Below are 26,454 nucleotides of genomic sequence, written 5' to 3' on the forward strand. Positions count from 1 at the left end.
AACGGATAATTTGGGGTATATATTGTGAAGCAAATATAAAGATGAGCACTGGAGGGGATGTTACTATGGCATTTAGTGCGAATCCTGGAAATAAAATCAAAGAAACCGGCAAAAAAGTGACTCGGAATGCTTCATCTAACCCCCTTGTCGAACTTATTGCTCGCGTGGGTTACGGAGTAAGGGGTTTACTTTACTTTACGATCGGATTGCTGGCCGTTCAATTAGCGCTTGGACATGGCGGAAAAGCCGCGGATCAACAAGGTGCCATTGCCGTCATCGGAAAACAGCCCGCAGGTCAAGTATTATTATGGGTGGTTTTGATAGGGCTTGTCTCCTATGCGTTATGGGGTCTTGTTCGGGCACTGCTCGATCCGCTCCATAAAGGTAAAGATTTGAAGGGAATCGCAGAGCGTGTTGGATTTCTATTCAGCGCGGCAGCCTATGCATTGCTGGTTTTCCCCACCTATGCTGCAATTGCCGGAGGAAGAAAACAAGCGCATAATGGCGCCCAAACCGAGCAAACGCAGGAATATGTCACTAAGCTTCTTTCGATGAATTTGGGACGCTTGATGGTAGGCTTTATCGGAGTTTTGGTTATTGCAGTGGGTTTATACCAGATATATGAGGGGTTTCGACTTCATTTCGACGGGCACATCCAACCCCGTTCCATGGCGCCGAAGAAAGCGAGATGGATTATGCGGGCAGGTCAATTCGGCACCGTGGCACGCGGAGTCGTCCAGACGAGATGACGAGAGAATTGCCGGCACCGCTTTCGCCAATTGTAGATGAAAGGAGAGCAGCACAAGATGAACAAATCCTTGAAGATGATAAGAAAAGCGAGTGAACCAGCGAATCAACAAGAAAGGGAACAACCTCTCAAAAAAATTCAAGACAACGTTCAAGAAGCTGCTCATGCGGAGACTTCCCCAAAGCCTGTAAGGCGCCGCCGAGCTATTGCCTTCCAATTTGGATTATTCTTATTAATTATAGCTATTTCTATATTGATTTTTCTCGCCAAAAGAATTGCATTTTTCCCATTAGATCTAGAGATTACCCGGACATTTCAAAATATAACCAACCCCTTTGTTTCCGGCTTGATGAGCATTGTGAGCTGGGCAGGTAATTCTCCCCAGGCTTTTATTATTCCGGTAGTTATCATTGGATTTCTGTATGGCTTTGGATTAAGGTGGGAAGCCATAGCATCGCTGTCAAATGTAGTTATAGGAGAGGTGACCAACTTATTATTAAAGATCGCTATACATCGTCCGCGGCCTGCGTCTGGATTAATACATGTCAATTCTAACTTTGGAAGCTACAGCTTTACCAGCGGACATGTTATGTTCTACGTCGGCTTCTTCGGATTTATGTGCTTTCTAGCATTCACATTGTTTAAACCCTCTTGGAAACGCAATTTATTGCTTATAATTTTCGGAGCTCATATTCTATTAGTCGGTGCGTCGCGCATTTATTTAGGGGCACACTGGGCCAGCGATGTGCTAGGGGCCTATTTGCTGGGCGGATTGGTATTAATTGGATTTATCCTGTTTTATCGTTGGGGCAAGAAACGCTATTTCATCCATCAACCCGTGGCGGAAGGTGGCAATCAGGCTTCATAATCATTCACAATCAAAAGCCCGTTTTTTATGGACTAGTGCCGTTCTTTCTGAACTTGAATAGTATGAAATCAGTACTTAAAGGAAGGAGATAAAACGTATGAGTCTGGTACCTGAACATCTTCTAAATCAACCACACTACGGACCTGGTTATTATCATCCGTACGCTCAACACTATTATCATCAACCCCTTCATGCCTACCACCCTTATTACCATCACTATCCTCACTACTATCACCACTACCATTATCAGCCGGTGCATCACATCAGATATTAATGGATAAATACAGTTCATCATTTTTTGATGAGCTGTATTTATTTTTCTTTGTAAAAATTAAATTGTAACCCGACGCTTGCTCGCACTGTCGGAAATGCGCTCTCCGCACCAGTTGACGTGTTGGATCAGGAAAAATCCGCCCTTTGGGCTATTCCTCCATCAAGCTTGCCTCTTTTATCTTTTTAGCTGCAACATCCAATCTCAACGTCTTGATCTCAAATTTGCCAAGCTTGATTTCTTGTTTAATACCGAGGGCCGGGATCGTTAATGTTGTTTCTCTTGCTGTCCCGGTTGGCTCAAATAAACGAATGATGTAATCATTCGATAATTCTGCTCTTTTGAATGCAGTTAAAAGCACGGTTGAATCACTTAAGGTTAGCGCATTTTCTGGCAATGCCCCTGAACCTGACGGAAAGAAGGAAAGCACAAACGGCTTCTCATTCAATGAGAGTGCTTCACGGTCTATGAATTCCATCCGTTCGGAGGTCTTACCCGCGTTAAACCAAAAGCGGTATAATCTTTCGCCTTGATCAATCCGGCTGGAATAACGGTCCTGTGCCATAATGGGACGATCCCCAATTGGATGTCCTGAGTAACCGGCAGAACGCAGTAATGAAATGCGCACCTCTCCGTCATTATAATCGGATCCATAGACACCGTCATTGATGCAGGTTAACGCCAAATCCTGTTTTTCATCTATTACAGCTAACCATTTTTGCGAGACAGCTTCATTTCCGTTACCAGGCAGCTCATTTCGACCATAAGCAACCTGCCCCCAATACCTGCCTTCCACAAGTAAGGTTGGGATAGAGAGCTTGAGCATCTTGCTTTTTTCATTCCAATGCGCACGAATTTGCACTTCAATTTCAGTGCCTTTTTTGGGCAGCTTATAGGTTTGGATAATAAAGGAGTCCCCATACTCAAACAAAGCCTCCACTACGGTACGAACGGCTCCATCCTCAATCATACGTACAGATTCCAAGCGACTTCCTCGAATACCTGAGAAACGAGTCCCCTCTTCCGCAGACATCAGCTTAAATGCGCCTTCTACATTCCGAAAGCTTAACCCTTCCATTCCCCAAGGATCATCATTATCATCAATGACAATTGGAACAAAAGCATTGGACTGCAAATAATCCACTCCATTTGCTCTGTAGCGATCAATCAATCCAGTTTTACAGTTGATGATAACTTCCAGCTCCTCTGTCAGAAAGCTGATTTTCCCGTCTTGCGGCTGCAATGCTGGAGCTGGCTTATTCGGCAGCATTTCTAAACGAACATCAAAGCGATTCATCTGACCGGGTTCTAATTCAGCTTGGAAAACTACACGCTTACGCCAATCCAAGTTCAAATTACTGAGCTCTTTTTCAGCTTGTGAAGCAATTCGCACGCCATCTTTATAGACCACAGGCATTGAGAATTCATCCTTCCAATTCTGATCCGCCAGTTGAAATTCACATTCAAATGCCCCCCTCACTTTATATGGATGGGGATTATAAATCAGAATCGGGATTTCTCCTTCCTCTGCCTTCTTCTGTCCACTCGCCAAGGCAAAAAATGCACGCGCCTTCAACCTAGATATAATTTCAAGTCCATGATCCACTAAACGTAAGGATGCTTCCTCCACTGGCTGAATGGACGATCCTGGCAATACATCATGAAATTCAGTCACCATAAGGTCGCATATAGCTTCATGAATCAACTCGTATGGATAAACCGTTAAGCCTTGCAGCGAGGAATGCGACATCATTTTTTCCAGCATATATATTTCATTCTCGAGAAGGCGATGCTTTTGTTTAATCCGAATTTGCGAGGTGTAGCAGCCAGGCGCCCATGCATTGACATCCTTCTCATGCCTTGGCAAGCTGCTTCTCACAATGCGTAATTCTTTGAAAAAAGCCTCCGGGGTCGAGTGGATGATTTGTACATCCTTCGTTTCCGCCATAAGCAGCTTAAGCTTCTCTAAATCCTCTCTCGAAGGACCTCCACCATGATTGCCTACTCCCCAAAGCACAGAGCCGATTGGTTGATCCACAGTTTTATCTATCCATTCACGAACCTTCTCATCAGCCTTTCCACGGGGAGAGTTATAGAATTCATCTGCACGATGTCCAATAATCTCTGAGCCATCATATCCCACCCAAACAAAGTCATTCGCTGGGAGCTCACAATCCTTCTGAGTAGGACGACAAAAAATATAAGAATCAAAACCCGCCTTACTCATAATTTGCACTAATCCGCGTGTGTGGCCAAACGGATCAAAATTAATAGCTGTCGTGGACTTCACTCCAAATTTCTCCTGAAAATAATTCCGCCCCAGCAGCATCTGCCGAACAAATGACTCCCCGCTAGGCATATTGCAATCTGGCTGAAGATACCAACCCCCCATAATATGCCATTTCCCTTGTTTGACCAGCTTTTGAATGCGCGCAAATAAAACGGGCTCATACTCTTCTACCCATTTATAAAGTGTAACCTCATTGTGATTAAATAGCTTCTCGGAATAACTAAATCCCTTACTGGTTCTAGCCTCACGGCTAGGGCTTTTTTCGTTTCACCTCAAAAAATAGGGGCGGACGAAAATTTCCCTTGACATTTCTAAATCACCTTAATAATCGCCAGGAAGGCATCTTTTTTCGCCTATCTTACTGAGAATTGGGTGTTTTTATTGCTTCCAGTCCCGCGATCCCATTCAGCATTTATTCGTTTTGCCGTCGAGCATTTGAAAAAGGAGTACAGTCCCGAATTTATGCAGCAATTCTACTCAGATCTCATCAACTGGGTGTCGGCAATCGATTTGTCCCAAACGACTTCTCTCTTGAAACACAGATACTCAGCAAGTCCCAAAGGCCGTAAACCTCGCGACCCCGCGGATCTTCTTCGCAGCTTGCTTCTCATGCACAAGCTTCAGGTGGTAAGCATCGACGATTGGGTCTACAAGCTGCGAACTCTTCCTGTCTACGCCATCCTTAGCGGCTTTATCAAAGATGACACGCCTGGCGTGGGAACCTTCTATGATTTCTTCCGTCGTCTTTGGCTCTCGGAGGGCGCTCACAAAACCGGCCGAAACAAAAGGCCGCTTCGCAAGCCGCGCGAGAAAGGCAAGAAGAACGAAAAACTCGACCCTAGAAATCCGAAGATTACCGACAAGCTTGTCGCTCGTGTGCTGCGTTCTGCAGGTTCCATTCATTACGCTTCAAAAGAGCATGATCTTCTTCAGCGATTGTTTCAATCCCAATTCGTCCTACCCTCTGCCACCATAGGATTGCTTGGTGATACGAACGCGCTTAGTGTCATTGGTGATGGTTCTGCGGTTGAAACAGGCGCCCGTTCCTTCGGCAAATTCCTTTGTGACTGCCGCAAAGGCGGAAACTGGAAGTGCGGCTGTAAGCGGCAGTTCTCAGATCCCGACGCCAATTGGGGCTGGGACAGCTACCGTGAAAAGTACTACTTCGGCCGAACGCTTTACGTGTTTTGCGCCGCGGACAGCCCTCATGATTTACCCATCTATTTGCGCTATTTCCGCGCAAGTCAGCACGACTCGGTGTCTTGGATATGCGGGTACCAAGAGCTACGCCACTGGTACCCACATTGGAAGTTCGGAGAGGCAATTCTGGATTCCGCCCACGACTCGCTCCCCATATATACCATGCTCGAACACGACGATGTTTGCACCATCATCGACCTGAATCTCAGGCGTTGGAGCAAGCTGGTACAAGATGATTTTACCATTGGAAAGGACGGTGTGCCTATCTGTCCAATCGGTCGAAAGATGGTTCATTGGGGTAAGCTTGCCAAGACCCATCGCCGGAAGTGGCGTTGCCCTGCGAAGTGCGGCAACTGGATATGTGAGACCCCGTGCTCACCCTCCAAATACGGAAGAACATTTTATACGTCCACATCCGATAACCCTCGGCTCTTTCCCCGCATTCGCCGAGATAGTAAGGAGTGGCGTATCCGGTATGCCAAGCGTACTGCTGTGGAACGATGCAATAAGCGTCAAAAGATTGATTACAAGCTGGAAAATTCTAAGGGCAGAAGCTCCCGCCACTGGACCATACGCACAACGTTAATCGCCATGTGCCAACATGCGGACGCTTGGCTTGAAGTGACTAAGAAGAACAAACAGATCTTCGCCGTTAAAGAATGGCTCGAAGCAGCAAGTGCCGCTTAAAGTCTGCCTAACTATACCCTTTTGAAAAACCCGACTTTCTCGGTTTGTTTGCCATGCCGATTTCTGAAAACCATTTTCATGAACGAGTCTGTCATGCCCTTCTGGCTCACTCACCCCTCATTTAGGCTCAAAATTGTTTGTTAATTCCGAGCTCCTTCATTAAAAATAAAACCGTCAAACTCCTCACATAAATCGGCTGCAACGCGAAAAGTTGAAATCGCCTCCGCCGCACCTTCCTCCCACTCCCAAAGCCAGACGGGATCTAAATGTGCATTGCTAAGCAAATGAAAATTTTTCATTAAAATGCCTCCCGGTATTTCATGCCATGTCATCCCTTGACGGACCCTTCGGTTAAGCCTGCAATAAACTGGCGCTGCATAAACAGATAAAGCAATAAGACAGGGAGCGACGCCAATACAACGAGCGAAAACACATCCTCCCAGTTCGTGCTGTACTGCCCTACGGCGCGGTATATCCCGGTCGTTACTGTATACCCCTTCGTAGAACCGAGCAAAATGAGGGGATTCAAAAAATCGTTCCAGATCCAAAGAAACAGGAAGATGATTACAGACGCCGTCGCCGGTCGCAGCAACGGAAAAATGATCGTCCAGAAAATGACGAACGGTCCAGCGCCGTCCATCCGTGCCGACTCATCGAGCTCCTTCGACAACGTGCGGATAAAACCGGTATACAAAAACACCGTAAACGGAATGTAAAAACCCATGTAGTAAAGAATCAATCCTTGTGAAGTAAACATCAGTCCCAGTGAGGTGAGTACCTTTACTAAAGGGATGAGGATCACCTGGGGAGGGATCATAAGCCCTGTTAACAAAAGCAAATAAACATATTTCAAAAAAGGATGATTGCTTCGTGCGGTCACGTACGACATCATAGAACTGATTACAATAAGCAAACCGACCGATACCACCGTAATCGTCATGGATGTGCCATAAGCCTTAAAAATGTTGAAAGACGGGCTGACGGCGGAATGAGCAAAATTTTGAAGCGTCAAACGGTGGATCGGAAGTCCGGCAGGATTTTGAACAATGTCCTGCCTAATCTTGAATGAATTAACGACGGTGATATAAAACGGGACCAGCAAGAAAAGAGAAAGCACCATCAGGAGCCCATGACGCCATATGTCGATCAGCTTGGCATCCGATTTCATACGATGCGTTCCTCCCTTCTTCTAAGGTAAACCGTCATAGTTGTCGCCAATACGCCGACTATGATCAATAAATAGACGGATAGGCTTGAAGCGTAGCTCAACCGGTTTGCGCTAAATCCTTCCCTTACGATCTGATAGGCGATCGTTTCCGTAGATCCTGCTGCTGTGTCAGAACCGCGATACGGTCGTATTCCCGCATCATTCCGGTAAACATGAACACAATTCCCATGGTGAAGGATGGCGCCAATAAAGGAAACGTGATGTTGTTGAACTGTGACAAGCGGGAGGCGCCGTCAATGCTCGCAGCATCGTAAAGCTCTTTTGGAATCGTCTGAAGACCAGCAAGGTATATGACAATAATAAAACCTGTCGACTGCCAAATGGCGATTCCGGCAATCGTCAAGACCGACCATTGCGGATCCCCCAGGAATTGGATTTTTTCGATATTCATGCGCTGCAGCACCATGTTCAACAATCCGTTATAGTTGATAATGCTTTTCCATATAAATCCGACTGCCACCGGACTAAGCAGCAAAGGAAAGAAGAAAACGGAGCGGTAAAAGTTGGTTAGCTTCCCCTTTTTGTTAAGAAGCACTGCGAATAAAATGCCGAACGCATTCACGATGATGGTTGAAATGACGGTGATGAAAAGTGTGACGTATAACGCCCGGTGAAATTGTTTGTCTGAAAGGCCCTTGACAAAATTGTCAAAGCCGACGAAATTCATCTTGCTATTAATACCGTTCCAATCGAAAAAAGCATAATAAAAACAAAGGATTATCGGAATGAGCATAAAACAAACATAGATCAATAGTCCGGGAACATACATGAGTGAATAGCTCCGTAAGTCATTTCCTTTCATATCTGCACTCCTCTATTCGACATAACAGCAAAGGTACATGGGAGCCATGTACCTTTGCCGAAATACTTATCGTGTATGGCTTTATTTTTTATGTGACTCCCAGTACGCATCGAGGGAAGCCATTTGATCTTTAACCGCCGCGTTGCCAAGCAGTAACGTTTGAGCCACTTTGTTGTACTGATCCTGGATGCCGGATACTGGCACGCTTCCGACCTGATTATTATAGTGGCCGACCATTTTCCCCACGCCCGCCATCATGCCTGCCAATTCTTTTTGCAGCGGAGACATATCGTAAGTAATCGGTGTCTTCAGATTGGAGATAAGAGCGTCCGCCTTCAAGAACTCCTTGCCTACCTCCGGATCGAGCATCATGAATTTGGCAAATTTGATCGCAGCATCAGCTTGCTTGGACGTTTTGGATACGGCGAACAGGCCCTCGTTGTCGCTCCCTACCATAAATACTTTGCCGTCTTTCGTCGGAATCGGGAACACGCCCACTTCAAAATCCTTTTTCGCCTTCGCCTCGGCAGCCGTAAACCATACCCCCATCGGATACATCGCTCCATTGCCTTTGAGGAACTCCTGCTCCACATCGGTGTATCCGATGCTTAATGCCCCTTTGTTGAAGTAACCTTTCTTCACCAAGCCGTCGAAGTAATTGGCAGCCTCGATCCAGTTCGGGTCCGTGAATTTCACTTTGCCGTCGTAACGGTCCGTATACCACTTCTGGTTGTCTTTGTATATGGTCGGAGAGGCCATCGCTGAAAACGCAAAACCTGCCGTCCAATCTCCGGCCGTGAGAATCGGCGTGAAGCCTTTAGCCTTCAATTTGGCGCTGGCATCCTCCAATTCGGTCCATGTCTTGGGAATGTTGGTGATACCGGCATCGGCAAACATCTTTTTGTTATAAAACATCAACGACTGCGGCTGGCGCACGGCGGAAATGTTGTAGAGCTTGCCGTTAATCATCGAGGAATCGTAATTATTGATTTGTTTGATGTCAGCATCGATAGGTATTTCATGCAGCGCATCCGCATCGAAAAACAGCTTGATGGTCGCATTCTGGACCACATCCGGGAAATCCCCTGCCGCTAACAGCGTCTTTAAATAGTTGTCCGGAGACCCTTCGTTGGCCGGCGGCTCGATGCGTTTCACTTTGATGCCCGGATTTTTTTCTTGAAACTTCTTTATCGCGTTATCATAAAACGCGGCTGTCAAATTCGGCGTGATCCAGGATTGATAAGTGATTTCCACAGCCTGTTTGCCGGCGTTCTGATTCCCTTGCGTCGTGCTTCCCGGATTCTTGCTGCTTCCGCAGCCAGCCGTGAAAACGGTCAGGCCCAGTGTGACGGTAAAAAGCGGTTTCAAAAGCTTGTTCATGTCGTTTTTCCCCCTTGACAAATCATTATGATAGTTTACATTTTGATTATATAAATAGGCAGCTATCAGAACTAGTGGAATAACTAAACATTCACTTCACTAATTAAACCGATTTGAAGGTGACGCCCATGATTAGGCACATGTATAAAAAATATGTCGGCAGACACGTTTTCCGAAAGCTCAATGTCCGAATCGGAATTTCGCTCCTTTGCGTATTTTTGCTGATCGGCTTTTTGACCAACTCAAGGTTTTATGATTTACTGGAGCAAGGGGAAAAGGAGCAGCTGCTCGTACGGGTGCAAAGAATCTCAGACCAATTTCGCGGAGTGCTGGATCAATTCAAACGCGAGACCACGGCATTATACTCGGGAACTGCCCAAACCGTTGGCGCTTACGAGCATTTTTTACCCGGCAACGTGCCGACTTCACCCAAGACCTCTCTGGAAGAAAACCAGTATTTTTCCAGCCTCATGTCTTTACTGTTAAACCGAATTCCTTCCGCTTCAAGTGTCCTTTTTTACCGCGTCAATGATTCCAAGCTCTATTACAAACCAAGAAACACGGCTAACGGCTTAAACGAGCGGTTTGATTACGAAAGCTTCTTTTCCGCGCTGCCGAAAAACTATCAGTATCCCCTGGTCGGCAAACTGAACGAGTTAATGAACAACGAAGATCAGCCGGTTGTTTATATCGTAAATCCAATCTTCGATTTTCAAAGCATTCACCCGAATAAGGTCTACGGATACTTCGTCATATGCCTGGATCGCGACATGCTGCTTGGCTTGTTCGATTCCAGCAAATTAACCCGCACTTTCTTTATAACACGCTCGAATCGTTGCGCATGCAGGCGTTGATCTTAGGTCACCGGCCTTTGAGCGAAAAGCTGTATAATCTTGGGAGGTTGTATCGTTGGATACTAAAATCGGGGGTCGATACCGTGACCATTCAGGAGGAAATTCAATATACCGAGCATTACCTTGATTTATTTATGACCGGTAAATCGAATTCGATTGAACTAACAATCGACACTGAAATCGATATCTCCCAATTTACGATGCTAAAGTTCAGTCTGCAGCCGATTGTTGAAAACGCTTTAGTTCACGGCAACCTGGACACCGTCACTCAACCCCGGATTCATATTCGCATTGAGGTCTGGGAAGGAAGCAATGAATTGTCCATCGACATCCATAACAACGGGAAAGGCTTGCCCCAAGAAGACCAGGACAAATTGAATGAAATCCTGAGCAATCATGACTCGCTTCAGCAGCATCACATTGGCTTAAAGAACGTGCATGACCGCATACGCGCTTTCTATGGCAGCCCCTACGGAGTCGTGGTACTGAGGACCAATCCGCAGGAAGGATTCGGCATTGAAATGAAACTCCCAATCTATCATGAGAGCAGGGATCAACATGACCAAACTATTGATCGTGGATGACGACGAATTTATCCGCACCGGCATCGGTCATCTTGTGGATTGGAGTGAGCTCGGGGTGGAGCTCGCCGGCTTCGCCAAGAGCGGCAATGAAGCTTACGCCTTGTTCCTGGAAAAGCAGCCCGAAATTATTTTGACTGACATCAAAATGCCCGACGGAAACGGCTTGGAGTTGATCGAGAAAATTCGGCAAAAGGACTGGGGTACGCAGATTGTCGTATTGAGCGGCTATGATGACTTCAACTATGTGCGGCAAGCAATGAAATTTCAGGTCGAAGATTATTTGCTGAAGCCGGTCGATGCCGACTAGCTGATCGAAATTGTGAAAAGCTGCGTGAACGACGTGGAGTCGGTGCGGGTTAACGAGAAAGCGGAGAAAGAATCGTTTCAACTGCTCCGCAACAATTTGCTGAACCGCTGGGTGGAAAACCGAATCGATGAAGAGCAGCTGAAAGACAAGTTGGGCTTCTTCCAAATAGACTTGCGGCAATACGGTTCCTTTCAGACGGCAGTTATTCATTGGACCGATTTGCACGAGCCGGAAATCAGCGAAAGTGAGAAGCAGTTTCGATCGTTCGCCATCCACAACAGTTTAGAAGAAGCGTTGCGCGTCGAAGGTAAAGGTCTATGTTTTCTTAATGCAGACAAGCAAATTGTTTGTATATTCATGGGGCCTTCGGGCGAAGGAGCCTCGTTTACCGACAACAATATTCGATGGCTGCAGGAGAAAGCCCAGCATATCTCATCGCGGTTAAAGACACCGTTTTACGCCGCAATGGGCTCCGTCTCCGTCAATGTACAAACCGTTCACTGTTCCTACAAAGATGCAGTACGCGTTCTGCATGTTCTGCCGTTAACGGGGCCGTCCCTTTGCGTAGACTCACACTATTCGGATGAGGCAATCGGCGGATTGCCCAGTCTCACCGAACGTGAAATGATTATTTCCAGCTTAATGTCCGGCGGCTCCGAGCAATGGACGGTATCATTCGACGTCGATTTCCGCTGGGCGGGGCTGCAAGACGATCCGATCTCGGCAGCCAAGTACGTGGCGGCTAAGTGGATCGTTCTTATTCGACAAACCGTACAGCAATTGAAGCTCCATTCGCAGGACCCGTTCCTCGAAGCCGATTTGTATAGCCGGTTGTCCGGAAAGCACAATTTGCCGGAGGTTAAACTATATCTTCAGTCCATATTGCAGCGATTAGAAAAGACGATCCATCAACACATCCATAGAAAAAGAAACCCCTTGGTGGACGAGCTCGTTTCCTACATCCACAAACATTTCGACCAGGAAATGTCGCTGCAGATGCTTGCCCATAAAATGAACGTCAACAACATTTATTTGGGCCGCCTGTTCAAAGAGGAGCTCGGCATGCTGTTCAGCGACTACGTGACGCATGGAGGAAGCTAAGAAGCTGTTGCGTGAAACTCATTTAAAAGCATCGGAAGTCGCTTATAGGGTGGGCTTTACTGATCCGAATTACTTTTTCCGCAAGTTCAAGCAGCTCAGCAGCTTGTCACCTTCGGAATATCGCAAGCTCCATCAAAACACTCTGCCTCATGAAATAAACGCCTACTAACGTTCTCATTATTCACCACCGCTTGTATTAAGGAAAATTTTCCAGAACTTGTTGTAACCAGGGGACCAAGCGCAACACCGATAAATCTCATACTGCTATATAGCGAGCTAATCGTTCCACGCTGTTTCTTTTCGATACCTTCGGTAATAAAAGCATCTAGACTCGGAAGTATAATTCCAATTCCGACCCCGCTCACGAATAATACAGCAATAAGAATAAACAGGCTATTGGAGGAACGCACCCCAATTAATAACATTGATGCCAGCAGCAAGAGTTCGCCAGTGAAAGTACACCACTTCATCCTTGGTTTGCTCTTACCTACAAACTTACCCGTAATGAACGAAGCTAGACAGACCGCACTAAGCGGTATAGCGAGCAATATGCCTTTCCATATGCCTTGAATGCTGTAAGTGTCCTCGAGTATGGAAGACAGATAATATAGAAAACCAAAAAGAATAAACATGGCAATGCCGCCAATTGCAAATACGGGATATATCCAAAAGCCTTTTTGAGAAAATATTTCTTTAATGGTTGCAAGGAAAGCTTTAATAGAGCTGTTGGCTTTGAGCTGTCTCGTGATTAGGTGAGTCGGGCCGACTCGTGGTTCGATTGTTGGCATTATAGATGGCATGTCCTGCCAGTGACTCAAACGAGATGCAAATTCAATTATATAAAAGTAGTTCCTTTTAACAAAAATTAAGTTTTAAAGTGGTGTTTCATTTAACAAACGTTTCCATTAGCTTAAAGACGATCTTGTTCCAAGTTTAAATAAAAGGAATGTTCTGTTCTATTGCAGATTACTTCCATTAAACCAGCTATCTAATTTAACTAATTAAAACTTAACCATAATGATAAGAGAAAACTCAGCAGAAGAAACTGTCCAAAAACGGATGTTTTGCAACCATCCACTTGTTCAAGGAATAATAAATAATTGTCATCGTTAGGATAAAAACCGCATCTTTATTTTTGAAAATCAGTGGTATGATAAAAAATGAAATTTTTTGTTTCATTTGAAAGGAGGAGTTGTTGTTATGTGGAAGCCCGATCGTCAAAGCAAAAAACCAATGTATGAACAAATTGCTGATCATTTGGAACAGAGGATTTCATACGGCGAATTTCCACCAGGCAGTTTACTTCCCTCTGAGAGAAAATTAGCTGAACAATTAGGGGTAAATCGTAGTACCGTCATATTGGCTTTCGACGAACTTAGGTCGTTGGGTATTATAGAGAGCCGGACTGGCAGTGGAACGCGAGTCAGCACAACCAAGTGGGGTGTTACACCCAAGCATACGCCGAACTGGAGTCGGTATGCTGAGGGCGGCAGCTTTCTTCCCAATTTGCCTTTTATGCGAAGGATTCGGGAGGCGCTTACTCAGACCACTTCCCTGATTGATCTCGCAAGCGGCGAACTTTCTGGGGATTTGGCTCCAACTCATGAAATAACTATGCTGATGAGCGAGCATCAATATACCTCTTATTTGGGTTACGACAACCCGCAAGGTTATCTTCCTCTCAGAGAGGATCTTGTCTCCTATCTTGAAAAATATCGGGGCATCCATACGACTGAATCATCAATTTTGATCACATCAGGATCTCAGCAATCACTGTTTCTAATTACTCAGTGTTTATTATCGCCGGGGGACGCTGTAGCCATTGAGGATCCTTCCTACTGTTATTCTCTACCCATGTTTCAATCTGCGGGGCTTCGTTTGTTCCGACTCCCCGTTGACGAACACGGCATCAATCCAGAGGAGGTTCGTTCCTTATATAAAAAACACCACATTAAGATGGTATTTCTAAACCCGAATTTTCAAAATCCTACAGGTACAGTACTTGATAAAGAGAGGCGCGAACAACTGCTAAACGTTGTTAGCGAATTGGGGTTGCCTATTGTAGAAGATGATCCTTTCAGTTTGACTGCTTATGAGGGAACACCTCCTTTGCCTCTCAAATCGATGGATACAATCGGCTCTATCATTTATATTGGCTCCTTTTCCAAAATTGCCGCTTCCGGCTTGCGAGTAGGATGGATGGTTGCCCCTCATTCCATTGTGACAAGGCTGGCAGATGCGAGACAACAAATGGATTTCGGATTAAGCGTGATTCCACAGCAGGTAGCCGCGCAGTTTTTAAAATCTTCCTATTTTGCTCCTCATCTAGACAGTTTGCGTATGCAGTTACGTTTTAAGAGAGACCAACTAATCGAGTCCTTACGGAAGGAATTGCCTAATTTGGTCCAATTCACAATTCCCAATGGGGGATTGCATCTGTGGTGCAGGCTAATCCCTGAAGTTCATGATGGAAAATTGCTGGAAGAAGCAATTAGAAGAGGTGTTGTTTTCGTACCAGGACGTGTTTATGGTTCGGATTCTGGCTTCGTTCGATTTACTTTTGCAAGGGCACCGACCGATGAAATAGCTACAGGAGTCTCAAGATTTGCTGAATCGCTGCTTGGGCTAACAAAAGAATAATTTTCCTAGACGGCCCCCATTGAATGGAACAATAATATGAAAGAACCCCTAAACCCTTTTTATCGGATTAGGGGTAAGTTTGAACATGTACGGCGCTATAATTTACTTATGCCTTACAATATAAGCAATAAGTGCTAACACAGCAGCACCGAAACATATGATATAGAATAAAATTAGTCGCGTCCATTTTGCGTTTGTTTTCGAGAAATAAGTCGGATCCCCTTCTCGATTCGTACGAGACACACCTACTAAAATAGTTCCTAGTACACCTATACCCATCAATACGAATATACTGATATAATATAAATTTGACCATGCCTCCATAAGCGAACCCCTTTCTTTGATTTATAGTATTCTATATATGCTCTAATCGATTTTCTTTTATTCACCAATTAGTAAAACATCTGGAATTCGTTTAATCCTCATTTGTTCTTTCTATACAATTACAAAAAGCGAACGATGCCTTGTTTCTTTTCATTAACATGTAATTGGAACACATCAGGACGACTGTAATGACCAACTACATCAAAATCATATCGACTTTGTGTTACCAGGGACATGTTCAAATCCGCGACAATAAGCCCTTCACGGTCATATAACGGACCTGCAATATATTCACCGAGCGGCCCTACTACAGCGCTTCCTCCCCGAGACAAAATATCCGGTTCTTGTGAGATTTCTTCATAGCAGGCTAAATCTTTAGGATACGTGTCTTTAGTTACAAATTGGTTTCCTGACACTACAAAGCAACGTCCTTCGCAGGCTATATGCTGCAAAGTCGCCTGCCATGTATCCCTGGCATCTGCTGTAGGCGTGATCAAAATATCAATACCTTTGGCGTACATCGCTGCTCGAGCAAGAGGCATGTAATTCTCCCAGCAGATCAAACCGCCTATTTTTCCGAAGGGTGTAACGATAACCGTTAATGTACTTCCGTCTCCTTGTCCCCACAATAACCGCTCCGCCCCGGTAGGCATCAATTTACGATGTTTTCCGAGCAAGGAACCGTCAGGCCCGAAATATACAATTGAGTTATAAAGGGTCGATTTACTGAACTCTGAATCTCTCTCAACAACGCCAATAACCAAGTAAACACCGGATTCTTTTGCAATTGCACCCAAAATATCGGTGTCGCTACCTGGAATAAAAATAGAACTTTCCAAATACCGTTCCCAATCTTTACGGCCATTCGAATTTCGGCTGCCTACCCTTGTGCCCAAAAACATTCCTCTTGGATATCCAGATAGGAACACTTCCGGAAAAACGATAAGTTTAGCTTCTTGAGCAGCTGCATCTTTAGTCCAGCTTTCGATCTTTGTTAGGGCTGAAGCTTTATTGAATAAAATCGGTGACGATTGAACTACAGCTACACGAACATTGTTTTCCTTCATTTTGTTACCCTCACTTCCAGTCAAATCTTTAATTTTTGAACCCTGCCATGAGAATTAATTTCATCATAATATTGTCCGGGATAAATGTAACCATCCATTTTGTACCGTTGTGCCCCATCCAATATGATTACATTGGCAGGCTAAAAATTTAAATATACAAATTCATAATATGCCCAAATGTATAGCATGAAATTGCTACCTAGCAAGTAAAGATCTAATAGATTCGATCAGATAAACATTGGATGGTCCAAAAAATCAATGTAAAATAAATAAAAACGCACACTCTAATACCGCGGCGTGCGTTCACATTTGTAAATTCCAATAACAAACTTTATTTCCACTAACGAACTTTATTTTCCCTCACCATCTCCATTTCATGATGTGGGAAAATAAAGATCTTTAATCAAGATGTTGATTAATAAGGTTTTTCAAATAGAAAATTTGAATATCAAGTTGTTTCAGCAAGGTCTTTAAATACGAACATTTGTTTGATATAATAAATACAAACGAATGTTCGGGAGTGATTGGCGTGGCTCAACAAGAAACGATGACGCTTAAGAGGTTTCAAGAGAAGTTTAATACGGAACAAGCATGTCACGATCATCTGTTCCAGATTCGTTGGCCCGAAGGGTTTTGCTGTCCGAAATGCCAAAGCCAATCGTTCTATTTCCTAGAGACGCGGAAGCTTTACCAGTGTATGGCTTGTAAGCATCAAACTTCCGTGACGGCCGGTACCATTATGCATAAAACGCACACGCCTTTGTTGACCTGGTTTTGGGCGATCTTTTTAATGGCCCATGATAAACGCGGCATCTCTGCAACCTATATCGCTCGAGAACTTGAATTGACCTATCCGACAGCCTGGTTGCTCCTTCAGAAAGTCAGGAAAGCTATGGGTGATCGCGATGCCAACTATCGACTGGCCGGCTTGGTTGAACTCGATGATGCCTTTTTTGGTGCACCAACAGAAGGCGGCAAACGCGGTCGTGGCACCGAACAAACGCCCGTGCTCGTAGGTGTTTCACTCAACAAACAGGGAGCACCGCAATACGTCAAGATGCAAGTGATTCCGGATGTAAAAGGGAAAACGCTGATCGATTTTGCACAGCGTCATATCGATCCCGGCGCAACGATCAGTAGCGACGCTTACCATTCTTACAACGCGCTTGCGAAAGAATACAACCACCAGCCGCTCAAATTCAACGTCAAAGAAAACCCGGATCATTTGAAGTGGCTTCATACGATGATCTCAAACGCCAAAGCTTCTATTGGCGGTACGTTTCACGGCTTGGCACCCAAGCATCTGCAAGCCTACTTGAATTTTGCTTCCGTACCAACCGCAGACAGTTTGAAGGACAACTGTTCAATCGGCTTTTATCTGCTTGTATTTCTACCGATACCATTACTTACCAGGAACTTACCATATGACGATGCGGAGCTAACTTGATATTCAAAATAGAAAATATCCACTCTAAAATAAATAAGTTTTTTAATGAAACCATACTTCCCAAAAAATATCATAATTGTTCAGAAAATAAAGTTCTTTAATGAGACTAAAACTTTGTTTACATTTGTAAAGGACTACAAATTTTAGCCCTGAGTAATTTGAACTGTATCGTGATCGTCCACCACGAGGCCGGACTCTTTGTTAAATATCGTACTCGTTAGCTTAACAACATAACGATTAAATAGGCGGCTGACCGTGGCATCGAGATAGGTGTTTCCCATACCCTGACGGACATTTCATACGCTGTACGACTGGTGATGCAATACCGACTCAGGAAGCGGCCATTATCATTTTTTTTAGGGGGTTAAAGACGATTAACGGGAATTACCTGCACGCTCACGCTTATCAGGGAAGAACCGGTGACGAGGACATGTAAACCGGAACATAATAGGCACAAAAGTGATTAGGCGGGTGTTGAATAATGGCGGTTACCAAAGATACTTTTGTGCCTGGTTTTGTTCCGGAGCATAATCATGGGTCAGTTGATTACACTTCCGTTGCCCAAGGACACGTTCACCAATGTTTGGATGTAACCTCCCCACCTATTCAGACGGCTAACGGAGGACATATTCATTTCACAGAAGGTTACGTCATGTTTGAAAATGGACACAAGCACTATTACAAAGCACATTCTGGACCCGCGATTCCGCTTGGGAACGGTATGCATGTCCATTACTATGATTTCTACACTACAACAGATGATGGCCATAATCATCATGTCCAGGGAGTGGATATGCCAGCGCCGGGAACCAAGTAGATTACCAACAATTTAATACCGTTGTTAATGGGTTTTACCCAAGCTTAAAGCCCCTTGTCGTCCCAAAGAATATCCCTGCTCAATAAAACTGCCCGTTCTAACAGCAGGCCACCGAGTTTATCACCGGCAGCCTGCTTGATCTTTGTTATGGAGCTATCGTTCCCAGTTAGCGCAACGAATTAGAGTTAACTTACCGATGGTTATCTGCAATAAATCAATCCCCATGGCAAATCCATCCACCAAAAAGTCCGGTGGAATAAAACTTGGTTATATTAGTAAAGCCAGATTCCGCCAATAGCCGTTCGATTTGATTTTCCGGAATGATAGAAATTTTCATAGGGTTCATAATGCTTCCGTTTACCATCTCATCCACTTTAGATGATTCCCATACCGCATCCAAGAAAAAGCTTTTCCAGACGTTTAATCTGTCTTGAAATTCGGCATCATCGCGGTCTCCGTACGCACTAACAAGTACGAAAGGAGCTCCCGATTTCAAATTATCCTTAATGCTTCCGAGCAGCTTCAATTTTTCTTGAACATCGTCAATGAAGTGAAGAACCAAAATACAGCTTGCCGCGTCGAACTTCGAGTTTTGCCGTGGAAGATCATCAATCTTACCTTGGATGAGACTAACGCGGTTTTCTATGCCTAGTTCAACTGCTTTATGTTTAGCCATTTTCAGCATTTCTTTCGAAGGATCGACACCAGTAAATGTCCACTTCGGATTAGATGGTGCCCACGCAGAAAGTTCATTTCCGCCGCCCGCGCCGATCACGAGCAAGGAAGCATTTTCTCCTAATTGCACTCGATAATAAGATTGAATCATGGCAAATAACGAGTCATATGAGGGAATCGAAATCCGAGTGTTTTTCTCGTATGTCGCCATTTTGGCATCGAGTGTAAGATCTTCAGTCATAAGTTTGCTCTCCTGTAATTTTGATGATCTACTGCAGTTGTTTTTTTCGATCATTATAGCATCTCCAATTTAACTAAAGCATTTTCTCTTCTGCCCGTTGAGCAATGAAAAAGGAGCTTCTGTAAGATCCAGCTCCTCAACTATAGTTGTCCGTTAGTTCAAGTATAACCTTCTATTTCTAAACACTTTTCAAACTATATTCGTCTGTTTCGATAATGACCGTTTGGAGGGTGGCAGCGAACATAAAATTACAATATTGGGGTAAGATAATTTTAAAAATTAAAATGGTTGAACGGTTCCCTAAACTAATATAGAATGGAAAGGTTTTTAAATATCTCGTATGTTTGTAAAGGGGACTTTGTTATGGGCGATGACTCGAAGCGTCGCAAAGAATTGGGTGCGTTTTTAAAAACACGCCGTTTACGACTTTCTCCCGCCGAATTCGGTATTCAAAGCTCGCCTCATCGGCGGACAAATGGGCTACGACGCGAGGAAGTAGCAGATTTAGCAGGATTAAGCACGATTTGGTATACATGGCTTGAGCAAGGACGAGATATACGGCCTTCTTCTCAAGTTCTTGAAAGTCTGGGAAAAGCATTGCGTTTGAACAGACACGAGTTGCTGCATTTATATACGCTCGCCGAACATCGCCCGCCCCATGATTTGCAAGCTGATATCCAGGTTGAGCCCTCTTTACAACGGATGCTGGACAAACTCGAACCTTTCCCAAGTTTCATCATAGGTCCACGTTGGGATGTACTGGCTTGGAATCAAGCGGCCTGCGAGCTGTTTGGTGATTTTAATCGGATGAACACGCTAGAACGAAACAGCTTATGGAGAATGTTCGTCCGTCCCGATTATCCCGATTCATTGCCTGAGTGGCCGCAGGTGGCGAAGGGGTTGCTTGCCCAGTTTCGAACCAGCTATGGTCGGCATATTGGTGATCCTTGGTTTGAAGAATTGGTTGAGTTGCTTAAGAAAGAGAGCGATACGTTCAAGGATTGGTGGGAAAATCATGAGGTCTTGAGCATCCCGCTTGGAACAAAACGAATTCGACATCCAGTGAAAGGTGACCTTGCATTCGATCAACAATCCTTAACCGTGGCGGATCATCCCGATCTAAAGGTAACAATTTATATTCCGTTTGACCCTGTTTTGAAAGTTTAAATGCAACGGTCGGAATCTATCGTAAGATTAAGGTATTATTTTTTATAATCGTATAAACGGTAATCTTACAGAACACGCTTTTAAGCTTATGATGGAGGCATAACCAGGCTGAAGACAAGTTTCCTGGAATCCCACAAAAGGTAGTGTGATCATGATGAAAGCAGCAATTCTCAAAGAATTTGGTACCCCACTTGCGATTGAGAGCCTGCCTGACCCCATTCTGGGTACTGGAGAGGTCATTGTTGATGTCGTAGCTGCTCCCGTACTGTCCTATATGAAAGAGGTCATCAGCGGAGAGCGAAAGTACTTGATGCATTTGCCTCAGGCGCCCGGTGCTGGAGCCATCGGCCGTATACGCGCCGTCGGACCGGACTCGACGCGACTTGCCGTTGGCGACTGGGTCTACTGTGATCCTACCGTACGATCGCGCGATGATGCGTTGACTCCCGATATTACGTTACAGGGCTTGAGCGCGCGAGGCGAAGGTGGATTACATTTGCAGAAGCATTTCCGGCACGGGTCCTATGCACAGCAGATCTTGATTCCGACAGAGAACGCCATTCGTGTAGGCTCGCTGGATAATGGGGATGCGGAGAAATGGTGTGCATTGGGAACGCTGCTGGTGCCGTATGGCGGTCTGCTAGCAGCCAACTTGCAGGCAGGAGAGACGATTGTAGTAAGCGGAGCTACGGGGAACTTTGGCAGTGCATGTATCGCAGTTGCCTTAGCGATGGGAGCTGGCTGTGTTGTCGCACCCGGCCGAAATGAAGAAACGCTTGAGGGCTTGTCGCGTCGTTTTGGTTCCCGTATACGTACTGTAAAGCTGTCAGGCGACGAGGATGACGATCGCAAGCGTATGCAGCAAGCGGCGCCTGGACCTATTGACTGCGTACTGGATATTTTGCCCCCCTTCGCCAGTACAACGGCGGTGCGAGCTGCTGTTATGTCGGTGCGGCCTTACGGGAGAGTCGTATTGATGGGAGGCGTTGGCATGTTGGGGGGCGATGGGTTGGATCTGCCTTATCCATGGATTATGAGAAACTGCATCACGATACACGGCCAATGGATGTATCCAGTAGAGGCCCCCAGCCGTTTGGTCACTTTTATCCGATCTGGCCTACTTTCATTAGAACATTTTGGCATTACGGCGTTCGACTTAGACCATGCGAATGAAGCCATCGAACATGCTGCCGCTAATCCCGGCCCTTTCAAGTTGACAGTAATCAAGCCTCAATCATTCTGACAGTGCGAGACAGCATCGAAGTGAATGATCGGCAGTCTCGTTCCCATAGGATAAAGGTATTTCAGTCTTTAGAGCTGCGATCTAGTAGTAAAACACTCCAGTCGTATATTGATCAATACGTGAACCGGTTGACAATATAAATAAAGCATATGAAGCATCGTCAGTTTAAAGATGATGCTTTTTTGTATAAACTCTGCACTGGGTAGATTTTGCAGGAAATGGGCAAAGTTCTCTTTGTGGGTACAAGTACTTTTCCAGAGAAGAGAATTGCGTTATACTGCCCGTTAGCTTAACGCCCGGAAGTACATATGTAAATAATCTCGTATTTTTTGTATATATGTTTTAATGTTATATCCGTTTCCAAACATGCTCAGGAGCATGCTCTTGTTGGTTAACAATTTTCGTGCCATCATCCAGACGAATCCATGATTTATAAGAGTCTTCTCCCTCTTCTAAACGAATGATCCGTGCTCCACGAGGAAATCCTTCTTTTCCATAAGTGTTGTACCCTGTCGCCCTTCCATAACAAAGATTAATCCCGTGTAATTTTCCCCAAAAATCATTAATGTGGTCATGACCAACAAAGACGCCTTTGACATCGTCCATTTCAAGAAACGCAGTAAAAAGACCTGAATTGACTTCAGGACACCCCATTCCTTCGTAGTTATGACCATAGCACGTATGATAGTTCCATACTTCGTTATATTCAGGAAGAGGAATATGGAAGAACGCTAAGGACAATAACGGAATCCCCTCATTGTTTTCTGTTAATTGCTTGGATTTTTCCTTATACCAACCTATTTGCTTATGCGTAATCCATTCATAACCACCCACTGGATGATATAAATAGCTTCCTGAATCAAACATATAAATTGCAGCAAGTGGAGTATTGTATTTTTTGGAGTTAATTCGAAACATATAATTTCCAAATCTATCATCTAGTTCAGGACCAGCTTCTGTTAAACAATATTGATGTTCTTGTTGCAAACGAATCAAATCTTCTTTTGAACATTTTTCTTCCGCATCATGATTTCCAAAGACAGCTGCCCATGGAATATTAAACTCCTCAACTACTTTGATAGCATTTCTGTAAGAATCAAATGGTTCTTCACATTCCTCACTAAATATGACATCCCCTGTAAAAATGACAAGATCGGGCGATTCCAACTGCAAAATGAGTTTCATTAGCGAATATGTACGCAGATCTTCAGGTTCACCATTTTTCCAATGTAAATCCGTAAATTGAACAATTGTAAATGTCCCATTCTCTCTAAAGTATAAATCTGTCATGTCTCCACTCTCCGTTTATTTCCAAATATAACATTTTGATTTGATCCTATGGTGATTGACAATAGATCTATGGGAACTTCTATAAAAATCGCAAGACTAGAGCAATCGCCCGGGTCCCGGGGGCCGGTTTGTCCTGTCTGACCGGTTACCATCTGCCATTTCCGTTTTCCCATTTCATAAGAAACTACTAAAAGTATATGTATTTAGATTTTATACGCCACGGTATTTGACTCAGTCTATTTTCAATTAATTATGAGGATTGCTAACTTTTCTAAAAAGCTCCAACTGTTCCGAAATTCTGCCAGTTAGCTGAACGGGACATATGTACAATAACCAATTATTTTGTGAGGATGTTACTGCGGTAGCCTGCCAAAACGTTCTAAACAAACAGAAATGCCCTATTTTACCACTTCACCTTTACCGTCGAACAATAAAACTCGACCCCTTTAAAATATATAATTAAGATCCACAGTCTGCTGCTGTGGATCTCTTTCTGTCTACGGATAGGTTCACCATTCTGGCATAAGTAAACAATTGGCCTTTCATAAATTAACAGGGTATAACCAAGGCTGAAATCTAGTTTTCTATGCTTGGTCATAAAATTAGACTTTTAGATATGGCATTTACCCAAGCATTTCCGAAATAATAAAATATAATATAGTAGATTGGTTGAAAGGAGTGAATACGAATGAGCTTTGTTGGTGGATTTGGGCGTCATATCGGTTTTATCCTAGTTCTCTTTATTCTGTTGGTCATCATTCTTTCCACCGGATTCTTGATTTAATAGGGTCATTGTCATGAAAGGTCCGAATACAAATAACCGCAGTTATCGGATTTGGACGTAAGTTCGCATTTATTTTGGTTCTCTTTATTCTGCTGATAATCGTTCTGACCGGTAACGCAGATACCGGTCAGAACGATTATCAGGTCAGCCAGTCTTACAGCGGCCGATTTAGCTTCCGTGAACCATCTAGCACAAAAAACGGCTCTGTTCGCATCCATGCGAAAGAGCCGTTCTCCGTTTTTCCCGATATGTCGGTTTTGTTATTTTGTGCGAGTATTCTTACAGGCGTGATTTTAGAACCTAACGTATGAATATAACGCGTAATGTGCATCACTGGAACAAAAATATGTGTCTTTCTATCTGACATTTGTCCAACCATAATAGATGCCATCTAAATATAATAAACTAGCTGCTAGGGTATTGCATCTAGGAGATAGAAGATGAATCAGGTGACAACAACCGTTGCGATCTTGGTCCTCTTCATTCTGTTAGTAATTATCAGCCGTTCGTTAAGATGGTAATTCCCCTCTTTTACCGGACTGCCGGAATCCTGAGAAAAGCGAGGTGAAATTAATGGTAACCCCAAAAAAACAACTTAAAAAAGCAAAAGCTGTTCAAACGAAGGCAACCCCAAAAAAACAACTTAAAAAGGCAAAAGCTGTTAAAACGAAGGCTTTTACACCATTCGGATTCGAGTCACCACGATTCGAGCGATTTGAGGAACGATTTGAGCCCTTCTTTTTCGAGCGTTTCGAGTCGCCTAGATTTGAGCGATTCGAGGAATTTTTCGAGCGTCCGTTCTTCTTTCCAAGAAGGTTCTTTTAATAAAATAATTTTTCATATTGCTATCTTGATTCTTTTTATTCTTCTGGTAATTATCACACGTACAATCATGGGTTATTAAGTTAGAGTAATGTCACGGTCAATAGAACGCCGAGCGGTTGGCGTTCTTTTGACCTCCTATATGTACAAAATGATGAGCCCCTGAATAAGTTCCTCCACTATCAGTTATCCGTTAGTTGAGCAAACAAAAACGGCTGCCGCAGCACCGTTACTGTACAATCGTTACCCGTTAGCTCAATAGTATATATCAACTTGTTAGTCTACAATAAATAATTTTGCTCCAGTGTTCGTATAAGATCTATGTGGATTTGCATCATCAGCCACCTGATAACTGACTCCTGGTGTGAGTTTAAATTCTTTTCCATCTGAAAGTTCGGTATACAGTTCTCCTTCTAGTACTAACAAAACGTGGCCTCTGTTACACCAATGGTCTGCAATATAACCAGGAGTATATTCTACCATTCGCACTCTTATGTTCCCCATTTCAAATGTCCGCCAATACGCATAACCTTCAATTCCAGGATGTTGAGTAGGCTTTATTTCACTCCAGTCGATTGTACAAAATGGAACATCCATTATCTTCATAAAGTGGTCCCCTTTGATAATTTGGTTTTCATATGACTAACGTATCCGTTTAGCTTAATCAGGAACTCTTATGCCCTTGTTCCAATGGAATTACAACTTCCCAGGAACCTGGGCGATCAACAATCCCAACATTAGTCATTAATTGTATATTCGAAAGAGTAAATTTGACGCTCTTGACTGAGATCGGAATAGGCTCAAATGTTGCAGTTGCCTGTACAATTGTTTTCTCGTCAAAGGGAATAGAGCTAATGCCGACCAGCTTCTTACCGTTATCAGTAACAAGTTCCGTTGCAAATCCGCGGACACCTGGTGACAAACTAAAGCTTACAGTTGCTGATTTACTGGTCATTGTGATGCTGTCAATTTTCAATATTCGTCCCAATGCTTCTACTTTTAAATTGACTGGGAAAGTACCTGAATAAAGGGTATCCGTCGGATATTTCACAAAAAAGTTTGTTGAATTACTAACGTATGAATCTAAGCTCAACTCTACTCGATAATAACCAGGATCTGAAGGTGCCGTCAATGTTACCTTTTCCTCAACAGTTGCATTATCCCCCAGAGGAAGCTGTTTCCAATGATCGATGTTGTGTACCATCAAAGGTTCTTCTCCGTTGGCTTGACCGAACTTATAAACCCTTAATTGTGGTGTACCATTTATCTTTATCTTTCCATTTGCCTTAAGTTTCACATTTGCTTCTATGGAACTTTCTTTCGTTACTTCTGATTGTTTCAGCTCGATTATGGAGATTACACTACCTTCAGTAGAAACAGCAGGACCTCCGTGGTATTCGCGTAACATTTGCTTATCATCAGATTTTGGAGTGATTGAACAACCTAAAATAACAAATAAAGTTAATACTGTTGTTATTAATACCTTATTCATATCAATTTCCCCCAAGTAATAATTTCCTGCCGTTATAATTGACATGTAAATTCAAAATAATGTTTCACAACACAAATGGGTAAATTATGTTAATTTGAGATACTCTTTTATTAAACTCTCCTGCC

At 44.0% G+C, this 26,454-nt stretch carries 25 protein-coding genes and 3 pseudogenes; 16 read left to right on the top strand and 12 right to left on the bottom strand.

Going from position 1 to position 26,454, the window contains the following annotated elements; all coding sequences use genetic code 11:
* Positions 1–65 precede the first annotated feature (65 nt).
* Positions 66–749 (top strand): DUF1206 domain-containing protein, encoded by a 684-nt coding sequence (locus BLV33_RS10585; protein WP_171909098.1) that lies wholly within the window; start codon positions 66–68, stop codon positions 747–749.
* A gap of 57 nt (positions 750–806) precedes the next feature.
* A complete protein-coding gene (locus BLV33_RS10590; protein WP_171909099.1) occupies positions 807–1,616 on the top strand; it encodes a phosphatase PAP2 family protein in 810 nt (269 codons plus the stop codon).
* A gap of 422 nt (positions 1,617–2,038) precedes the next feature.
* On the opposite strand, the gene BLV33_RS29945 is transcribed toward BLV33_RS10590, so the two are convergent.
* Together BLV33_RS29945 and BLV33_RS29950 are read right to left on the bottom strand one after the other, a co-directional pair.
* Positions 2,039–3,304 carry a glycoside hydrolase family 38 C-terminal domain-containing protein gene (locus tag BLV33_RS29945; RefSeq protein ID WP_366414850.1) on the bottom strand — a complete coding sequence of 422 codons (1,266 nt, stop codon included), beginning with the start codon at positions 3,302–3,304 and terminating at the stop codon, positions 2,039–2,041.
* Positions 3,305–3,487: 183 nt separating this feature from the next.
* Positions 3,488–4,384: pseudogene (locus BLV33_RS29950) on the bottom strand (alpha-mannosidase); the annotation flags it as partial.
* Positions 4,385–4,639: 255 nt separating this feature from the next.
* Here BLV33_RS29950 and BLV33_RS10600 point away from each other — a divergent pair.
* Entirely contained in the window at positions 4,640–6,064 is a 1,425-nt protein-coding gene (locus BLV33_RS10600) for a transposase (protein WP_253187026.1), read from the top strand.
* 140 nt (positions 6,065–6,204) lie between these two features.
* On the opposite strand, the gene BLV33_RS29285 is transcribed toward BLV33_RS10600, so the two are convergent.
* The 4 genes from BLV33_RS29285 to BLV33_RS10615 form a co-directional block, all read right to left on the bottom strand.
* A complete protein-coding gene (locus BLV33_RS29285) occupies positions 6,205–6,363 on the bottom strand; it encodes a hypothetical protein (RefSeq protein ID WP_171909100.1) in 159 nt (52 codons plus the stop codon).
* Positions 6,364–6,392: 29 nt separating this feature from the next.
* A complete protein-coding gene (locus BLV33_RS10605) occupies positions 6,393–7,232 on the bottom strand; it encodes a carbohydrate ABC transporter permease (protein ID WP_216234747.1) in 840 nt (279 codons plus the stop codon).
* Positions 7,233–7,356: 124 nt separating this feature from the next.
* Positions 7,357–8,094, bottom strand: a complete 738-nt coding sequence (locus tag BLV33_RS10610; protein WP_090790821.1) for a carbohydrate ABC transporter permease — start codon at positions 8,092–8,094, stop codon at positions 7,357–7,359.
* A gap of 81 nt (positions 8,095–8,175) precedes the next feature.
* The gene (locus tag BLV33_RS10615) at positions 8,176–9,474 is read right to left on the bottom strand and encodes an ABC transporter substrate-binding protein (protein WP_090790823.1); all 1,299 of its coding nucleotides are present in this window, start codon (positions 9,472–9,474) and stop codon (positions 8,176–8,178) included.
* 128 nt (positions 9,475–9,602) lie between these two features.
* Here BLV33_RS10615 and BLV33_RS10620 point away from each other — a divergent pair, with 128 nt between their 5' ends.
* The 6 genes and pseudogenes from BLV33_RS10620 to BLV33_RS30660 all read left to right on the top strand — a co-directional run bounded on the left by BLV33_RS10620 (position 9,603) and on the right by BLV33_RS30660 (position 12,489).
* The gene (locus BLV33_RS10620) at positions 9,603–10,328 is read left to right on the top strand and encodes a cache domain-containing protein (protein ID WP_090790825.1); all 726 of its coding nucleotides are present in this window, start codon (positions 9,603–9,605) and stop codon (positions 10,326–10,328) included.
* Positions 10,316–10,402, top strand: a pseudogene (locus BLV33_RS30655) (hypothetical protein); the annotation flags it as partial. The gene BLV33_RS10620 and the pseudogene BLV33_RS30655, both read left to right, overlap by 13 nt.
* Before the next feature lie 9 nt (positions 10,403–10,411).
* Positions 10,412–10,912, top strand: a complete 501-nt coding sequence (locus BLV33_RS10625; RefSeq protein WP_253187027.1) for a sensor histidine kinase — start codon at positions 10,412–10,414, stop codon at positions 10,910–10,912.
* A complete protein-coding gene (locus tag BLV33_RS10630; protein WP_171909101.1) occupies positions 10,887–11,219 on the top strand; it encodes a response regulator in 333 nt (110 codons plus the stop codon). Before BLV33_RS10625 ends, BLV33_RS10630 begins: the two co-directional genes overlap by 26 nt.
* Positions 11,220–11,243: 24 nt before the next feature.
* A complete protein-coding gene (locus tag BLV33_RS10635; RefSeq protein ID WP_171909102.1) occupies positions 11,244–12,320 on the top strand; it encodes a hypothetical protein in 1,077 nt (358 codons plus the stop codon).
* Positions 12,307–12,489: a helix-turn-helix domain-containing protein gene (locus BLV33_RS30660; protein WP_090790836.1), complete on the top strand. Its 183-nt coding sequence runs from the start codon at positions 12,307–12,309 to the stop codon at positions 12,487–12,489. Before BLV33_RS10635 ends, BLV33_RS30660 begins: the two co-directional genes overlap by 14 nt.
* Here BLV33_RS30660 and BLV33_RS10645 read toward each other — a convergent pair.
* Positions 12,416–13,108: an MFS transporter gene (locus BLV33_RS10645; protein ID WP_171909104.1), complete on the bottom strand. Its 693-nt coding sequence runs from the start codon at positions 13,106–13,108 to the stop codon at positions 12,416–12,418. The genes BLV33_RS30660 and BLV33_RS10645 overlap by 74 nt on opposite strands.
* A gap of 412 nt (positions 13,109–13,520) precedes the next feature.
* On the opposite strand from BLV33_RS10645, the gene BLV33_RS10650 reads away from it, so the two are divergent.
* A complete protein-coding gene (locus BLV33_RS10650; RefSeq protein WP_090790840.1) occupies positions 13,521–14,960 on the top strand; it encodes a MocR-like pyridoxine biosynthesis transcription factor PdxR in 1,440 nt (479 codons plus the stop codon).
* Positions 14,961–15,403: 443 nt separating this feature from the next.
* Here BLV33_RS10650 and BLV33_RS10660 read toward each other — a convergent pair whose 3' ends face one another.
* Positions 15,404–16,351 carry a carbon-nitrogen hydrolase family protein gene (locus BLV33_RS10660; RefSeq protein ID WP_090790844.1) on the bottom strand — a complete coding sequence of 316 codons (948 nt, stop codon included), beginning with the start codon at positions 16,349–16,351 and terminating at the stop codon, positions 15,404–15,406.
* Between the two features lie 529 nt (positions 16,352–16,880).
* Between BLV33_RS10660 and BLV33_RS10665 the strand changes: the two are divergent.
* Both BLV33_RS10665 and BLV33_RS10670 read left to right on the top strand, forming a co-directional pair.
* Positions 16,881–17,779, top strand: a pseudogene (locus BLV33_RS10665) (IS1595-like element ISPaen7 family transposase).
* 497 nt (positions 17,780–18,276) lie between these two features.
* Positions 18,277–18,615, top strand: a complete 339-nt coding sequence (locus BLV33_RS10670) for a YmaF family protein (RefSeq protein WP_090790847.1) — start codon at positions 18,277–18,279, stop codon at positions 18,613–18,615.
* Between the two features lie 214 nt (positions 18,616–18,829).
* Here BLV33_RS10670 and BLV33_RS10675 read toward each other — a convergent pair whose 3' ends face one another.
* Positions 18,830–19,531 carry a class I SAM-dependent methyltransferase gene (locus BLV33_RS10675; RefSeq protein ID WP_090790849.1) on the bottom strand — a complete coding sequence of 234 codons (702 nt, stop codon included), beginning with the start codon at positions 19,529–19,531 and terminating at the stop codon, positions 18,830–18,832.
* A 363-nt stretch (positions 19,532–19,894) separates the two neighbouring features.
* Between BLV33_RS10675 and BLV33_RS10680 the strand changes: the two genes are divergently transcribed.
* Both BLV33_RS10680 and BLV33_RS10685 read left to right on the top strand, forming a co-directional pair.
* Positions 19,895–20,698, top strand: coding sequence for a helix-turn-helix transcriptional regulator (locus BLV33_RS10680; protein ID WP_171909105.1), 804 nt, complete (start codon positions 19,895–19,897; stop codon positions 20,696–20,698).
* 151 nt (positions 20,699–20,849) lie between these two features.
* Positions 20,850–21,941, top strand: a complete 1,092-nt coding sequence (locus BLV33_RS10685) for a zinc-binding dehydrogenase (protein WP_216234749.1) — start codon at positions 20,850–20,852, stop codon at positions 21,939–21,941.
* A 348-nt stretch (positions 21,942–22,289) separates the two neighbouring features.
* Here BLV33_RS10685 and BLV33_RS10690 read toward each other — a convergent pair whose 3' ends face one another.
* The gene (locus BLV33_RS10690; protein WP_090790852.1) at positions 22,290–23,231 is read right to left on the bottom strand and encodes a metallophosphoesterase family protein; all 942 of its coding nucleotides are present in this window, start codon (positions 23,229–23,231) and stop codon (positions 22,290–22,292) included.
* A gap of 855 nt (positions 23,232–24,086) precedes the next feature.
* Here BLV33_RS10690 and BLV33_RS30665 point away from each other — a divergent pair.
* Together BLV33_RS30665 and BLV33_RS10700 are read left to right on the top strand one after the other, a co-directional pair.
* Positions 24,087–24,326, top strand: coding sequence for a hypothetical protein (locus BLV33_RS30665; protein WP_366414851.1), 240 nt, complete (start codon positions 24,087–24,089; stop codon positions 24,324–24,326).
* A 253-nt stretch (positions 24,327–24,579) separates the two neighbouring features.
* Positions 24,580–24,840 carry a hypothetical protein gene (locus BLV33_RS10700; protein WP_139305722.1) on the top strand — a complete coding sequence of 87 codons (261 nt, stop codon included), beginning with the start codon at positions 24,580–24,582 and terminating at the stop codon, positions 24,838–24,840.
* A gap of 273 nt (positions 24,841–25,113) precedes the next feature.
* On the opposite strand, the gene BLV33_RS10705 is transcribed toward BLV33_RS10700, so the two are convergent.
* Positions 25,114–25,443: a DHCW motif cupin fold protein gene (locus BLV33_RS10705; protein ID WP_090790860.1), complete on the bottom strand. Its 330-nt coding sequence runs from the start codon at positions 25,441–25,443 to the stop codon at positions 25,114–25,116.
* A 58-nt stretch (positions 25,444–25,501) separates the two neighbouring features.
* Positions 25,502–26,329 (bottom strand): hypothetical protein, encoded by an 828-nt coding sequence (locus BLV33_RS10710; RefSeq protein WP_090790863.1) that lies wholly within the window; start codon positions 26,327–26,329, stop codon positions 25,502–25,504.
* Positions 26,330–26,454: the final 125 nt, after the last annotated feature.

Origin of the sequence: Paenibacillus sp. GP183, assembly GCF_900104695.1 — a bacterium.
GTDB lineage: Bacteria > Bacillota > Bacilli > Paenibacillales > NBRC-103111 > Paenibacillus_AI.